The organism is Pseudomonas sp. 5Ae-yellow (genome assembly GCF_014077575.1).
Taxonomy (GTDB): Bacteria; Pseudomonadota; Gammaproteobacteria; order Pseudomonadales; family Pseudomonadaceae; genus Halopseudomonas; species Halopseudomonas neustonica.
On record NZ_JACGWE010000001.1, the window covers coordinates 177270 to 191987 of the forward strand.

Here is a 14718-nt window from a genome sequence, read left to right on the forward strand (position 1 = left end):
TCGAAAGCAGTCTAGAGAATAGCGCAGGTAGCTTAAACGCTAAATATGATACGGATTTTATCTGAGCTCATTAAGGGTATTATTGTAAGTAAAAGTCGCCTTGTGACTAATATTCAAACCGTAGTCAGAAAATATAATACCGGAGCAATAAACATGTCCGACAACAGTATTGTCATCGTCAGCGGAGCACGCACGCCCATGGGCGGCTTTCAGGGCAGCCTTTCCAGCATCAGCGCAGTCGAGCTTGGCGCACTGAGCATTCGTGAAGCCGTTAGCCGTGCAGGCATTGAAGCCGACGCCATAGAAGAAGTCATCATGGGCTGTGTCTTGCCTGCTGGCTTGAAACAGGGCCCTGCCCGCCAGGCCAGCCTCAACGCCGGGCTCCCCGCCGCAACTGGCTGCACCACCATCAACAAACTCTGTGGTTCTGGTATGAAAGCCGTGATGCTCGCGCATGATTTGATCAAGGCGGGCAGCAACAGCATCATGGTCGCTGGCGGCATGGAAAGCATGTCCAATGCACCTTATTTGCTGGAGAAGGCCCGAACTGGTCTGCGCATGGGCCATGGCGAGATCAAGGACCACATGTTTCTCGATGGCCTGGAAGATGCGCGCAGCGGCCGCTTGATGGGCTCCTTTGCACAGGATACCGCCGACCAGAACGACATCACCCGTGCCGACATGGACGCCTACGCCATTGAGTCGTTAAAGCGCGCCCAGGCAGCAATCGAGAGCGGCGTGCTGGACAAGGAAATCGTCCCGGTCACGGTAAAAACCCGCAAGGGTGAAGTAGTGGTCAAACACGATGAGCAGCCACACAACGCCAACCTGGACAAAATCCCCAGCTTGAAGCCAGCGTTCAAGTCAGACGGCTCCATTACCGCCGCCAACGCCAGCTCAATCTCCGACGGTGCCAGTGCGCTGGTGCTGATGAGTGCAGCCGAAGCTGAACGCAGAAGCCTGAAGCCACTCGCCCGTATCGTCGGCCATGCGACCCAGAGTCAGGACCCTAGCGAATTCACCCTTGCGCCCGTTGGCGCCATGAGCAATCTGTTTGCCAAGACGGGCTGGAGCGTTGCAGACGTCGATCTGTTTGAAATCAACGAAGCCTTTGCCATGGTGACCATGCTGGCCATGCGTGAGCACAATCTGGATCACGCCAAGGTCAACATCTATGGCGGCGCCTGCGCGCAGGGACACCCGGTTGGCTCAACGGGTTCGCGCATCATCATCACGCTGATCAACGCACTACAGAACACTGGCGGTAAGCGCGGTGTGGCCTCGCTGTGCATTGGTGGTGGTGAAGCAACGGCTATCGCTATCGAACTGATCTAAGCCTTCCAGAGGTGGCGCTGTCTTGGCGCCACCTCTTCTTTAAGCGCTCGCATTTACGCCCTCTCCTATCCGGCCCATCCCTGCATCAATCAGCAACGCACCAAGCTGGAGCGACGCACCAAATAGGCGCATGCATCTGCGCGGGTGATGCGCTGCGATTCGCGCCAACCTACTGGCAGCCCTGCCAGAAAAGCCTACAAACCGTTGTTTTAACGTCACTTTTTTTGACAATGTCACACATTGTCAAGTTTTGGCACGGTCCCTGCTCTGCTCTTGAAGCCTACAAGGCAATCAACCGCGACGGACAGGACACCGATGACTCGCTTATTACAGGGGCACCACCAGAGCACCAAGAGCCACTGCCGCTTCGCGGTCATGGCAGCCCGCCGTACCCGTCTTCCAATTCCTCCGCGACGCCCATCCGGCAACGGCCAGCGCCTCGCGCCAAACCTGCCTGCGGACGCCTTGTTTACTCCTTGCAGCGGCAAAGGTCCTGGTGGCCTCGGCGCAATGCTGTCTTTACCCCAACTGGACACAATCACAACAATGGAGATGTACCCATGAAACTGAAGAATCTGGTCAAAAAGGCTGGCGCACTTGGCGTAGCTTGCAGTATGGCGCTCGGCGCGCTGAGCGTGCAGGCAGAAGAAACTATCAAGGTCGGCGTACTGCATTCGCTGTCCGGCACCATGGCGATTTCAGAAACCACACTGAAAGACACTATGTTGATGCTGATTGAAGAGCAGAACAAAAAGGGCGGCCTGCTCGGCAAGAAGCTGGAACCGGTAGTCGTTGATCCGGCGTCCAACTGGCCGCTGTTTGCCGAGCGCACCCGCGAATTGCTGGAACAGCACCATGTGGATGCCATCTTTGGCTGTTGGACCTCGGTGTCACGCAAATCAGTATTGCCGGTGATCGAGGAGCTGAACGGCATGCTGTTTTATCCCGTGCAGTACGAAGGTGAAGAATCATCACGTAACGTGTTTTACACCGGCGCCGCGCCAAACCAGCAAGCGATTCCGGCGGTTGATTACCTGAAAGACGAACTGGGTGTAGAGCGGTGGGTACTGGCCGGTACCGACTACGTTTACCCGCGCACCACCAACCGCATTCTGGAGGCCTACCTGAAGTCAGCCGGCGTGGCGGAAGATGACATCATGATCAACTACACGCCTTTCGGTCACTCCGACTGGCAGAACATTGTGGCCGAGATCAAACGCTTCGGCAGCACCGGTAAAAAGACCGCAGTGGTTTCAACCATCAACGGTGATGCCAACGTGCCGTTCTATCGCGAGCTGGGTAACCAGGGCGTATCCGCTGAAGATATTCCGGTGGTTGCCTTCTCTGTAGGTGAAGAAGAGTTGTCCGGTATCGATACCACTCCGCTGGTTGGCCATATGGCTGCCTGGAACTACTTCATGAGTGAAGACACGCCAGAAAACGAAGCCTTCATCAACACTTGGCATCAGTTCACCGGCGACGAGAAACGCGTCACCAATGACCCGATGGAAGCGCACTACATTGGCTTCAACATGTGGGTAAAAGCAGTTGAGAAAGCCGGCACCACCGATACCGACAAGGTAATCGATGCCATGGTGGGCATAGAAGTACCCAACCTGACCGGCGGCACCAGCACCATGTTGCCCAACCATCACATCACCAAGCCAGTGCTGATCGGTGAAATCCAGGATGACGGCCAGTTCCTGACGGTCTCCAGCACAGATGAGCTGGTGCCCGGCGATGCCTGGTCCGACTATCTGGAAGGCAGCAAGGATCTGATCTCCGACTGGACAGCTCCGATCAGCTGCGGCAACTACAACACTAAAACCAAAACCTGCGTCGGCGCCCAAGCTGAAGAATAAGCAGGATCGAACCCGCTGGCGGCAATAGGCGCCAGCGGAGCGGGAGGTGTGTACAACCACACCTCCTTTGCTTGCCCCGGAATAACACCTTCAGGACCGCAGTTATGAACCCACTTTGCCGCATTACACCCCGGCATACCCTGCCCGCTGTGCTGCTCTGGCTGACCTGCCTGCTGCCTTTGCACGCCAACGCGCAAACAACCGATTCCGCGCCCGAAGAGACGCCGTCCACCGCAGCTGCGGAGGCGCAACAGCCCACCTTCGAGCAACTGGTACAACAACTGGCCGGCGGCAGCCTGCGTGACCGTGCTGCCACCGTTAACCAGCTTTCCAGCCAGAGCGATGAACGCCTGGCCGATGTTTTCAACGCTCTAGTGGCCGGTGACTTGCTGGCCAACAAGGACAAACCGCCGGTGATCGCGATCCGCGACGGTGAGCGTCTGACTGACGCCCTCAGCGGCGCCGACCTGACCGGCACGCAGCGGCTGCGCCGTATTCCGGTCAACAACAGCCTGCGCACCCAACTGCGCGGCCAGGTGGCGCAACTCAACCTCAACCACCCCAATACCGACAAGCGCTATGCTGCAGTAGAGCGCTTTATTCGCGATGGCGTAGACGACGAAACCGCCGCGTTACTGCGCGCCCATCAGCAAGTCGAAGATTCCGGCCGGGTGCAGGACGCGATCACTACCGCACTTGCGGTCTACCAGCTGCAATCGGATGACCGCGCCATCCGCCTCGCCGCCATCGATGAACTCAGCGGCTCGCTGGAGCAGGAAGCGCGTAACGCATTGCGCGGCATTGCCGAGAACGATGCCGACGCTGAGCTACGCAGTGCCGCTGCCGAGGCCATCGAGTCGATTCAGAGTCGCATCAGCTTCTACCGCTTTGTCGAGAACCTGTTCTTCGGCCTGAGCCTGGGCTCCGTTCTATTACTCGCCGCTATCGGCCTGGCCATCACCTTCGGCGTGATGGGCGTGATCAACATGGCGCACGGCGAACTCATCATGATTGGCGCCTACACCACCTGGGGCGTGCAGGTGCTCTTCCCGGATCTGATCGAGTGGAGCCTGCTGATTGCCGTACCCGCCGCCTTTCTGATTACCGCGCTGGTGGGCATCGCCATCGAACGCGGGGTGATTCGCTTCCTTTATGGTCGCCCGCTGGAAACCCTGCTCGCTACCTTTGGTTTGAGCCTGGTGTTGCAACAAGCCGTGCGGACCCTGTTCAGCCCACTCAACCGTTCGGTCAGTTCGCCGGAATGGATCAGCGGCACGCTGAGCATCAACCCGGTGCTGTCGATCACCTATACCCGTCTTTACATCCTGATCTTCGGGCTGATGGTGTTCTTTGCGCTGATGCTGGTCATGAAGCGCACAACGCTCGGCCTGAAGGTACGCGCCGTCTCACAGAACCGCGCCATGGCTCGTGCCGTCGGTGTGCGCTCCAGCTGGGTCGACGCCCTCACCTTTGGCCTTGGCTCGGGCGTGGCTGGCGTCGCCGGTGTCGCGCTCTCACAGCTGACCAACGTGGGACCCAATCTCGGCCAGGCCTACATCATCGATTCCTTCATGGTGGTGGTGTTTGGCGGCGTAGGTAACCTCTGGGGCACGCTGGTCAGCGCCATGAGCCTGGGACTGATCAACAACTTTCTTGAGCCCTATGCCGGCGCCATGTTGGCCAAGGTACTGGTGCTGATCATGTTGATCCTGTTCATCCAGAAAAAGCCCAAGGGACTCTTCCCGCAAAAAGGACGGGCGGCGGCTGACTGATCGCCCCGCCTTCCATAAGCAAATAAATTTAACGAGGGAAGTATGCTAACCCAACGACTGTTACTCAGTGATCGGGGCGGAATGCTGGTGCTGGGCCTGGTGGTCCTCATGGCGATTATCGTACCCATATGTAATCTGGCGGTGCCCGGTGATTCACCGCTCCATATCTCCAACTTTACTGTCGGGCTACTCGGCAAGTTTCTCTGCTTTGCCCTGCTCGCGCTCTCGGTGGACCTGATCTGGGGCTATGCCGGCATCCTGTCGCTCGGCCATGGCGCCTTCTTCACCCTCGGCGGCTACGGCATGGGCATGTACCTGATGCGCCAGATCGGCGACCGTGGCGTCTATGGCCACCCCGAGCTGATGGACTTCATGGTGGTGCTCAACTGGCAAGAACTACCCTGGTACTGGCAGGGTTTTGATATGTTCTGGTTTGCCATGCTGATGGTGCTGCTGGTGCCCGGCCTGCTGGCCCTCGCCTTCGGCTGGCTGGCGTTTCGCTCGCGGGTAACCGGGGTGTACTTTGCCATCATCACCCAGGCCCTGACCTATGCGCTGATGCTGGCCTTTTTCCGCAACGAGATGGGCTTTGGCGGCAATAATGGCCTGAACGACTTCAAGGAAATACTCGGCTTTGATCTCGCCGCGCAAGCTACCCGCGTGGGCCTCTTTATCGCCTCAGCCATTGCCTTGGTGCTCGGCTATCTGGCCTGCCGCTATATCGTCACCTCCCGTGCCGGGCGCGTCATCGTCTCGATCCGCGACGCCGAGAGCCGCACGCGTTTTTGCGGTTATCAGGTAGAAAGCTACAAGCTCTGGCTGTTCGTTTTCTCCGCCATGCTGGCTGCCGTGGCCGGTGCGCTTTATGTGCCGCAGGTCGGCATCATCAACCCTGGCGAGTTTGCGCCACTCAACTCGATCGAAATGGTGGTCTGGGTCGCAACCGGTGGGCGCGGCACCCTGTTTGGCGCCATTGTCGGGGCGTTCAGCGTGAACTATGCCAAGACCTTCTTTACTACCTACTCGCCGGAAACCTGGCTGTTCATCCTCGGCGGCCTGTTTGTACTGGTTACTCTGCTGCTGCCCAAGGGCATTGTCGGCCTGTTTGATCGTTTCCGCCGCAAGGGAGAAAAATAATGAATCCACTAAACCGCCTGCGCGAAACCTGGCGCCCGGACCAGGTATTCGACCTGGTCCAGCCAACGCCAACATTCGACAAGTCACTGGATACCAAACACGGCCCGATCCTCTACGTTGAGGATGTGAGCGTCAGCTTTGATGGGTTCAAGGCGCTGAACAACCTCAACCTGTACATCGACGATGGTGAGCTGCGCTGCATTATCGGCCCCAATGGCGCCGGTAAAACCACCATGATGGATGTGATTACTGGCAAGACCAAACCCGATAGCGGCAGTGTCTACTTTGGTCAGCGCATCAACCTGCTCAAGCTGTCGGAGCATGCGATAGCGCGCGGTGGTATCGGCCGCAAGTTTCAGAAACCGACCATCTTCGAGGCGCTCTCGGTGTTCGAGAATCTGGAGCTGGCCACTGCCTCCAACAAACACGTCTGGTACACCCTGAATCATCATCTCAGTGGCGAGCAGCGTGACCGCATCGATGAAGTGCTTACCCAGATCGGCCTTACCAACCACTACCAACAGGAAGCCGGCGCACTCTCCCACGGCCAGAAGCAGTGGCTGGAGATCGGCATGCTGCTGGTGCAGAACCCACGCGTGCTGTTGGTGGATGAACCGGTGGCAGGCATGACCGGTGAAGAGGTCGAGCACACGGCGCAGCTGCTTACCTCGCTAAAAGGCCGTCACTCGGTGATCGTGGTGGAACACGACATGGCGTTCGTACGCTCCATCGCCAACAAGGTCACGGTGCTGCACCAGGGCTCTGTGCTAGCCGAGGGCAGCATGGATCAAGTACAGAGCGATCCGCGTGTGGTCGAAGTTTATCTGGGGGAATAAGGCGTGCTGAATATTCAAGGCATCAACCAGTTTTACAACCAGAGCCACATTCTCTGGGATCTTGATCTGGAACTGAAAGAAGGTAGCTGCAGCTGTCTGCTGGGGCGCAACGGCGTGGGCAAAACGACGCTACTCAAATGCATTACCGGCCTACTACCGGTGCGCGACGGACAGCTGAGCCTCAAGGGGCAGGACATCACCCGCATGAGCACCGAAAACCGCGCCCGCTCGGGCATCGGTTACGTGCCAGAGGGGCGTGAGATTTTTCCGCTGCTGACCGTCGAGGAGAACCTGAAAATCTCGCTCGGCGCGCGCCCCGACAAGGCACGACAGATACCACCGCACATCTACGAACTGTTCCCGGTACTCAAAGAAATGAAGCACCGCCGTGGCGGTGACCTGTCCGGTGGGCAACAGCAGCAGCTGGCGATTGGCCGCGCACTGGTGCTCGATCCCAAGCTGCTGATTCTGGATGAGCCGACTGAAGGCATTCAGCCGAATATCGTGCGCGACATTGGCGAGGTGATCCGCAAGCTCAACAGCGAGCTGGGACTGACCGTCCTGTTGGTCGAGCAAAAGCTGCCCTTCGCCCGTCGCGTAGCCGAGCACTTCTTTATCATGGAGCGTGGCCGGGTGGTCGCTAACGGCGAGATGGAGACGCTGGATGATGAGCTGATTCAGCGTTATCTCACCGTTTAACAGGCTGACGGCTCGGGCGCCTGAATCACGCCTGATCCGTCATTGTTACCGACAATCGATATCTGCATGATAAAGCCCTGCCGCTAATCAACTCACGTAAAACCCGATCAAAGACTCACTTGGTAGACTGAATACGGTTTATATCAAGCTATTCACCCGTCAGGCTGCCCTTGCCTTAATCAAACGACTGTTCGACACTGAGCTCCGATTTTTCATCCGCACACTGAAGGGAACACCCCATGAGCGATATTCGTTTTGACGACAAAGTTGTCATCGTAACCGGCGCTGGCGGCGGTATTGGCCGCGCGCACGCCCTGCTGTTCGCCAAGCATGGCGCCAAAGTCATCGTTAACGATCTGGGTGGCAGCACCCAGGGTGAAGGCTCCAACAGCGATGCAGCACTCAAGGTTGTTGAAGAAATCAAAGCCGCTGGCGGTACTGCGATTGCCAACCCTGACAACGTGATCGACGGCGAGAAAATCGTTCAGTGCGCCATGGACAACTTTGGCCGTGTTGACGTTGTCGTCAATAACGCCGGTATCCTGCGTGACAAGAGCTTCGTCAAGATGAGCGATGCCGACTGGGACCTGGTTTACAAGGTTCACGTTGAAGGCGCTTACAAAGTGACCCACGCTGCCTGGCCGCACATGAAGGACAGCAACTTCGGTCGCGTCATCTTCACCGCGTCCACCTCCGGTATCTACGGTAACTTTGGCCAGGCCAACTACGGCATGGCCAAGCTGGGCCTGTACGGGCTGACCCGCACCCTGGCCATCGAAGGCCGCAAGAACAACATCTTCGTCAACGCCATCGCCCCTACCGGCGGCACGCGCATGACTGAAGGTCTGTTCCCAGAAGGCGCGTTCGAAAAGCTCAAGCCTGAGCTGGTCAGCCCGCTGGTTGCCTTCCTCTGCTCCGACGACTGCAAAGAAACCGGCAGCCTGTTCGAAGTCGGCGGCGGCTGGATGGGTAAAGTACGCTGGGAGCGTTCACTGGGCATCGGCTTCAATCCCGATGAAGGCTTCACCCCGGAAGACGTTGCAGCCAACTTCGAGCAACTGTGCAACTTCGAAGGCGCCGTGCATCCAAAAGACAACATCGAAGCACTGCGTGAACTGATGGCTAACATCCAGAAGTTTGCCTAACGGCGCTTTAAGCTTTAAGCCGCAAACGCTAAGCTGAAGGTCGAAAGCTGGAAACAAGTCTGAAGAGCCCGTCTCCTTGCAAAAGGGGCGGGCTTTTTGTTTGGGTGGATACTGTTTGTGCTCGATCCTACAAACGAAAGCTATTAACCTGGTCGCCGCTGTTAACGACAAGGACGCCTGTATGTCAGACCACTTATTGCCAGGACTCTATGACGCACTAATCACAACCGACATACAGGAAAAACTCGTTGATTCTCCGCTATATCAGCAGACGGAGCCTCTTGCACCAGAGTGGAGCCACGAACGACTTGCAGAGTTACTCACTGAGCTGCTGTCACGTACTCTCGCGGAGACTAGAGTAACCGAGAACAATAAATCACTCGCTCAAGCTGAGCTGATCAATGAGCTAGTCCGCTTCTTGCAGCTACGTGCAATGCATTTGGGTCTGCCCGAAGTTGCGCTACCCCCTTCCTTGCTAAAGGCCGTATCACCCGTCGCGGCAATGCCTGATTTACCGAGTATTGGCTTGGCCCAGCCATGGCTGTTCACCGCAGGCAGGGACTCCCCGCCCCTACTACATGAGCTGCAGGCAGAGCTGGCTTGCTGCGATCAGGTAGACATCTTGGTCAGCTTTATAACCGTCTCCGGCGTTCGCAAGATCATCGACACCTTGAAGCGCATAACCAGCGCAGATGCCCAAGGTAGGTCACAAACCACACTTCGCGTTCTAACTACTACCTACACCGGCGCAACTGAGCAAAAAGCGCTCGACATGCTCGCACAGCTGCCCAATACGGAAGTACGCATATCGCTCGACGGCAGGCGCACTAGACTGCACGCCAAAGCGTGGATTTTTCAGCGAGAGACCGGGTTCGGTTCTGCCTATGTAGGTAGCGCCAATCTATCAGGCGCAGCCCTCATGGGTGGGCTGGAGTGGACAGTAAAGTTCACAGAAAAAGGCCAGAACAATCTATTTCACCGGGCCCAGGCACACTTTGAAACCCTCTGGGAAGACGGCGAATTTCAGCACTACAACCCTGATGACCCTCAACACCGTCAACTCCTGAAGGCCTCTCTCAAGCGAGAGGATAGTCACGGCTTCGGTCCAGCTGTAACCACCTTTCTGGAAGTCACACCTAAGCCTTTCCAACAGGAGATCCTTGAGCAGCTTGAAAGCGAGCGCGCTATGGGAAGATGGCGCAACCTGCTGGTGGCTGCAACCGGTACAGGTAAAACGGTCATGGCTGCATTCGACTACAGGGCAAACTGCAGATCAGTCGGAGGTCGGCCGCGCTTGCTTTTTGTCGCACACCGATCCGAGCTCTTACGGCAAGCCCGTCACGTGTATCGCCAAGTACTCAACGATGCTAATTTTGGCGAGCTCCTAGACGGCAACCATGAGCCTGACAACCACAGCCACTTGTTCGCCAGCATTACCACTGTCAACAATCGCGATTTGATAGCCACACTCGGCCCTGACTATTGGCACACTGTCGTTATTGATGAGTGCCACCACATAGCAGCGGCGAGCTTTCTAAAACTGATTTCAGCAATCCAACCAAAGATTCTGCTCGGCCTTACGGCTACTCCCGAGCGGGCAGACGGACAAAACATCCTCCACCACTTCAATAACCGTCCTGACGGCTCTCCCGCCGCAGAACTGCGCCTTTGGCGCGCGCTAGATTTGCAGTTGTTGTGCCCATTTGAATACTACGCTTGTGATGATGAGACCGACCTGAGTTCCGTACCGTGGCAACGCGCGGAAGAAACAGCTGCACTAGGCATGCTTATTAGCCACAACGTCCAACGCGCCAAATCCGTCGTTAAAGCGTGGAATGAGCTTGTCACCGACCCTCGCGATTGCCGCACCTTGGTATTCTGCGTAAACGTCGCGCATGCAGAGTTTATGAGTCAGTTATTCAACGAACTGGGCATCATTAGCAAAGTGATTACCGCCGGCACATCTCAGCAAGAACGTGCACAGATCCCCAAAGATTTGGAAGCTGGAAGCATTCACGCGATCGTGACCGTGGACATTTTCAACGAAGGTGTCGACCTGCCCTTTGTAGACACCTTGCTATTACTGCGGCCCACGCAAAGCGCCACGGTATTCCAGCAGCAGCTAGGGCGCGGCTTGCGTTTGCACGACCGAAAAAAGAGCTGCTTGGTGCTCGACTTTGTCGGCCAACATGCTGAGCACTATCGCTTTGACCTGCTGTATAGCAGTATCACCGGACTAAACAAGCGCGAGCTTCTTGAAGGAGTCGAGAAGGGCTTTGCACGACTGCCTAGCGGCTGCCATATGCAACTGCAGAAGCAAGCCCGAGAGCAAATCCTGCGTAGCCTTCGCAACACACTCAATCAGAATTGGAAAAAGCTACAACGCGAACTAAGCGGCTACGCACAGCTAAATTCAGGCCGCCCCCCAAACCTGGCAGACTTTCTTAAAGACCAACATCTCGATATCAACGATATTTACCGCGATACAAGCAGCGGTAACACAGGTTGGACGAACTTGAAGCGCGCTGCAGGCTTACTCACAGAACCAGTAGACGATGAAGAAAACTATTTCAGCCGCCGCTTCTCCAGCCTTTTGCATGTCAACGACGTCCAACAACTTACGTTATTGCACAAAGTGGGCGAAAAACGAGGGCGGTATAGCCTTAACACCCCCCAAGAACACCTAAGAGCCCAGATGCTCGCGTATCAAATCGATGGGCAACACATGCAGACAGGTACAGGCGCCGAATTCCTAGACCGCCTGCAAAAGACCCCAACAGTATGCCAAGAGCTGGTAGAGCTAAGTGAGTACCTCCTCGCGCATGTAGATCGCCAAACTAAACCCCTCCGTCAAATGGAACACACACCGTTGCAGCTACACGGTGCTTACCAAATACGCGAGATCCTCACCGCAGTCGGCTTTCTGACTGGGGCCCAACGTGCCCCATTCCAAGCAGGGGTTCTAGCGCTAAAGGACATCAATACCGAGCTGCTTTTTGTAACCCTGGACAAGAGCAACGCGTTGCATGAAGGCGTGGCTTATCACGACTATGCAATTAGCAATGACCTATTTCACTGGCAATCACAGAACTCGGCTGGCCCAATGACCAAAACAGGTCAACGCTACCTGCAAAGCCCAGATAACGGTTGGCGTTTTCAGTTGTTCGTCAGAACCAACAAACAGTCGCCTTATATAGCGTGCGGCCCGGCCGTTTTGGAAAAGTCGCATGGCAATAAACCAATGAGCATTACCTGGCGGTTGCAAGAACCGTTGCCTGCGGCAATGTTTAAAGAATTCTCCGTGTTGGTTGGCTAATTTATCAAACCGCGCACCCGGCAGGTGCGCCTGCATTATCAAATCCGTCATCAAGCCTGACCGAGAAGCCTTCGCCGCCGCCACCTCCCCACAGCAGCAAGAATCACCCTCCCCGGCCACACCGACCGCCAGGTCATCGCGAAGGCGCCGTGGAGTGTTAGTGAGCGCTTGCCATTCGTGTCGACCTCAGGTTTCAGCAGCCCTTTGGCCAGCAGCAAATCTGACTCTTCACGCAGGAAGGCGGCGATCTCGGCAAAGCCTTGATCGGCCTGGTAGGCAACGGGTTGCTTGTCGCGCTTCAGGCGGTGCCGCAGTTGAGCATGGCGTGACAACAACTGCCCAACCTCGAGAACATCCGGAAACCGAAAGCTCTGTTTGATCGACAGTTCAGGGTAAGCTTCCGGACTGCTGCTGTTGGAGACGTTCAGCCAGCGGCCATCGGAGAATTTTTGCGAGAGTTCGCAGTAAGTGAAATCCGGCTGGTTGGTGGCAGTGGTACCAACAACCGTCCCAGCCAGTTTTAACTGCTCATGCCAATAGACCCGAAAGTAAGTTGCGGTGTGCGTGTCGCTCAACGACGAGTTACCTACCACCACAAACCCAGCATCGCCCATCTGCTCATCCAAATAGGGGACAGCTTCTGTGCATTGCACAAAAAACTCGTCATCGGATAGTGGTTCAAACTGGACACTGGTTGGAATTTTTTGCGTGCGCCAAACGATAAAGGGGCCAACAGTATTCATAAACAATGGTCCGATCAGCACCAACCCGAGCAAACCCCACAAAGCAAACTCAAGCATACGACTCCCTATATGCAGTTGTGTCTATCCTGCGCGGACTCTAACAAACTCCAGAGCCGCCTGTTAGGCACAAGCCACACGACCTATCAAAACTGCGACCCATGCCTGCAACAAAAAACCCCGCGCCGTTACCGACGCGGGGTTTCTCTTGCAGCTTAAAGCTTGCCGCTACCTGCTACGTCAAACGTAAAACGCCTCCAACGGCGGGAAGCCGTTGAACTCGATGGCGCTGTAACTGGTGGTGTAGGCGCCGGTCGAAAGCCAGTACATACGGTCGCCGATAGCCAGGTTCAGCGGCAGGCCGTACTTGTAGTTTTCGTACATGATGTCGGCGCTGTCGCAGGTCGGGCCGGCGATCACGGCGTCTTCCAGTTCGCCCTGCTTTTCGGTCCAGATCGGGAACTTGATGGACTCGTCCATCGTTTCGATCAGGCCGGAGAACTTGCCCACGTCGGTATACACCCAGCGCTCAAGCGCGGTGTGCGACTTGCGCGAGACCAGCACCACTTCGCTGACCAGAATACCGGCGTTGGCGATCAGAGAGCGGCCAGGCTCAAGGATGATCTCGGGCAGTTCATCACCAAAATCTTCCTGCAGAAAACGGGTAATTTCTTCCGCGTAGGTCTTCAGGGTATTGGTCTTGGTGATGTAGTTGGCCGGGAAGCCACCGCCCATATTGATCATCTTCAGGGTGATATTGTCTTCTTCCTTCAGGCGCTCGAAGATCACTTTGACCTTGGCGATGGCAGCATCCCAGGCGCCGATATCGCGCTGCTGCGAGCCCACGTGGAAGGAGATACCGTAGGGCTCCAGGCCCAGTTCCTTGGCCAGCACCAGGAGATCCATAGCCATGTCAGTCTGGCAGCCAAATTTGCGCGATAGCGGCCAGTCAGCGGTGGTAGAACCTTCGGTCAAAATCCGTACGTAGATTTTGGAACCCGGTGCGGCCTTGGCAATGTTGCGCAGGTCGGCCTCAGAATCAGTGGCGTACAAACGCACGCCCTTCTCGTAGAAGGCGCGGATGTGGCGTGCTTTCTTGATGGTATTGCCAAAGCTGATCTGCTCGGGCTTGACGCCCAGCGCCATCACTTTTTCCAGCTCGTAGATGGAGGCGATGTCGAAGTTGGAGCCCTTGTTCTTCAGCAGCTCAAGCACTTCGTTGGAGGGGTTGGCTTTGACGGCGTAATAGACCTTGCCGAACGGGAAGCCGCTGACCAGTTCGTCGTAGGCGCGGTCAATGGTTTTCAGGTCTACGACCAGAAAGGGGGTTTCGAGTTGCTCAGCACGCTCTTTGATGCGGCTGAAGGTCTCACGGTCGAAATAATCATCAAGCTTGATAGACATGGCGTCGGCTCCAAAGCGTAAGTTCTGGTTGCGGACCGCGTGGGGGCAGGAAGATCAGATGCAGGGCAGGCACGCGTACCAATGCCCCTGCGCAGTGCAGAAACCATACGGCACGCTTTCCGACGGAAGCGACTCTGAACGCTGTTAGCCAACACACAACCCGGGGGTGCGAACGTCTGATCAGTATCCCCACTTTGGTTCGCCTACTTCCCAAGGCGTGCGCCGAAAGCAATAAGCCCGCTATAACCCGCGGCCTTGCTGTCTCGTCGTCAGTACTTGAGCCGTATGGATCGTGCCAGCCTCAACGTTCGGAGCGAACCATAAAACCAAGTGACCTTAGGGTCAATAGTAGCTAATCAAATTGGCCTTACAGAATAGAAACAGGGAAAGCGCGACACAGGTTCAATAAAGGCATTGCCAATGAAAATGCGAACATCTATCATTTGCGCCTCTAATTTTATCTGGAGTCTCC

General features: G+C 56.3%; 10 protein-coding genes. 8 read left to right on the forward strand and 2 right to left on the reverse strand.

Annotation, left to right across the window (positions count from 1 at the left end; all coding sequences use genetic code 11):
* Positions 1-153 precede the first annotated feature (153 nt).
* The 8 genes from H4J77_RS00855 to H4J77_RS00890 all read left to right on the forward strand — a co-directional run bounded on the left by H4J77_RS00855 (position 154) and on the right by H4J77_RS00890 (position 12102).
* Positions 154-1335, forward strand: coding sequence for an acetyl-CoA C-acyltransferase (locus tag H4J77_RS00855; protein WP_182246623.1), 1182 nt, complete (start codon positions 154-156; stop codon positions 1333-1335).
* 560 nt (positions 1336-1895) lie between these two features.
* Positions 1896-3197 (forward strand): urea ABC transporter substrate-binding protein, encoded by a 1302-nt coding sequence (gene urtA, locus H4J77_RS00860; protein ID WP_182246625.1) that lies wholly within the window; start codon positions 1896-1898, stop codon positions 3195-3197.
* 104 nt (positions 3198-3301) lie between these two features.
* A complete protein-coding gene (gene urtB, locus H4J77_RS00865; protein ID WP_123888461.1) occupies positions 3302-4969 on the forward strand; it encodes an urea ABC transporter permease subunit UrtB in 1668 nt (555 codons plus the stop codon).
* 81 nt (positions 4970-5050) lie between these two features.
* The gene (gene urtC / locus H4J77_RS00870) at positions 5051-6106 is read left to right on the forward strand and encodes an urea ABC transporter permease subunit UrtC (protein ID WP_259364668.1); all 1056 of its coding nucleotides are present in this window, start codon (positions 5051-5053) and stop codon (positions 6104-6106) included.
* A complete protein-coding gene (gene urtD / locus H4J77_RS00875) occupies positions 6106-6942 on the forward strand; it encodes an urea ABC transporter ATP-binding protein UrtD (protein WP_123888459.1) in 837 nt (278 codons plus the stop codon). Before urtC ends, urtD begins: the two co-directional genes overlap by 1 nt.
* Before the next feature lie 3 nt (positions 6943-6945).
* A complete protein-coding gene (gene urtE / locus H4J77_RS00880) occupies positions 6946-7641 on the forward strand; it encodes an urea ABC transporter ATP-binding subunit UrtE (RefSeq protein ID WP_182246629.1) in 696 nt (231 codons plus the stop codon).
* Positions 7642-7880: 239 nt separating this feature from the next.
* A complete protein-coding gene (locus H4J77_RS00885; RefSeq protein ID WP_182246631.1) occupies positions 7881-8786 on the forward strand; it encodes an SDR family oxidoreductase in 906 nt (301 codons plus the stop codon).
* A gap of 76 nt (positions 8787-8862) precedes the next feature.
* Entirely contained in the window at positions 8863-12102 is a 3240-nt protein-coding gene (locus H4J77_RS00890; RefSeq protein ID WP_220469194.1) for a DUF3427 domain-containing protein, read from the forward strand.
* 50 nt (positions 12103-12152) lie between these two features.
* On the opposite strand, the gene H4J77_RS00895 is transcribed toward H4J77_RS00890, so the two are convergent.
* Positions 12153-12902, reverse strand: coding sequence for a hypothetical protein (locus H4J77_RS00895; protein ID WP_182246633.1), 750 nt, complete (start codon positions 12900-12902; stop codon positions 12153-12155).
* Between the two features lie 180 nt (positions 12903-13082).
* Positions 13083-14246: a type III PLP-dependent enzyme gene (locus H4J77_RS00900; RefSeq protein WP_123888454.1), complete on the reverse strand. Its 1164-nt coding sequence runs from the start codon at positions 14244-14246 to the stop codon at positions 13083-13085.
* Between the last annotated feature and the right edge of the window lie 472 nt (positions 14247-14718).

Excerpts from the sequence above, each read along its gene's own strand:
- H4J77_RS00855 (WP_182246623.1), top strand. The coding sequence starts at position 154 with ATGTCCGACAACAGTATTGTCATCGTCAGCGGAGCACGCACGCCCATG.
- H4J77_RS00895 (WP_182246633.1), bottom strand. The coding sequence starts at position 12,902 with ATGCTTGAGTTTGCTTTGTGGGGTTTGCTCGGGTTGGTGCTGATCGGA.
- urtC (WP_259364668.1), top strand. The coding sequence starts at position 5,051 with ATGCTGGTGCTGGGCCTGGTGGTCCTCATGGCGATTATCGTACCCATA.
- urtA (WP_182246625.1), top strand. The coding sequence starts at position 1,896 with ATGAAACTGAAGAATCTGGTCAAAAAGGCTGGCGCACTTGGCGTAGCT.
- urtD (WP_123888459.1), top strand. The coding sequence starts at position 6,106 with ATGAATCCACTAAACCGCCTGCGCGAAACCTGGCGCCCGGACCAGGTA.
- H4J77_RS00900 (WP_123888454.1), bottom strand. The coding sequence starts at position 14,246 with ATGTCTATCAAGCTTGATGATTATTTCGACCGTGAGACCTTCAGCCGC.
- H4J77_RS00885 (WP_182246631.1), top strand. The coding sequence starts at position 7,881 with ATGAGCGATATTCGTTTTGACGACAAAGTTGTCATCGTAACCGGCGCT.
- urtB (WP_123888461.1), top strand. The coding sequence starts at position 3,302 with ATGAACCCACTTTGCCGCATTACACCCCGGCATACCCTGCCCGCTGTG.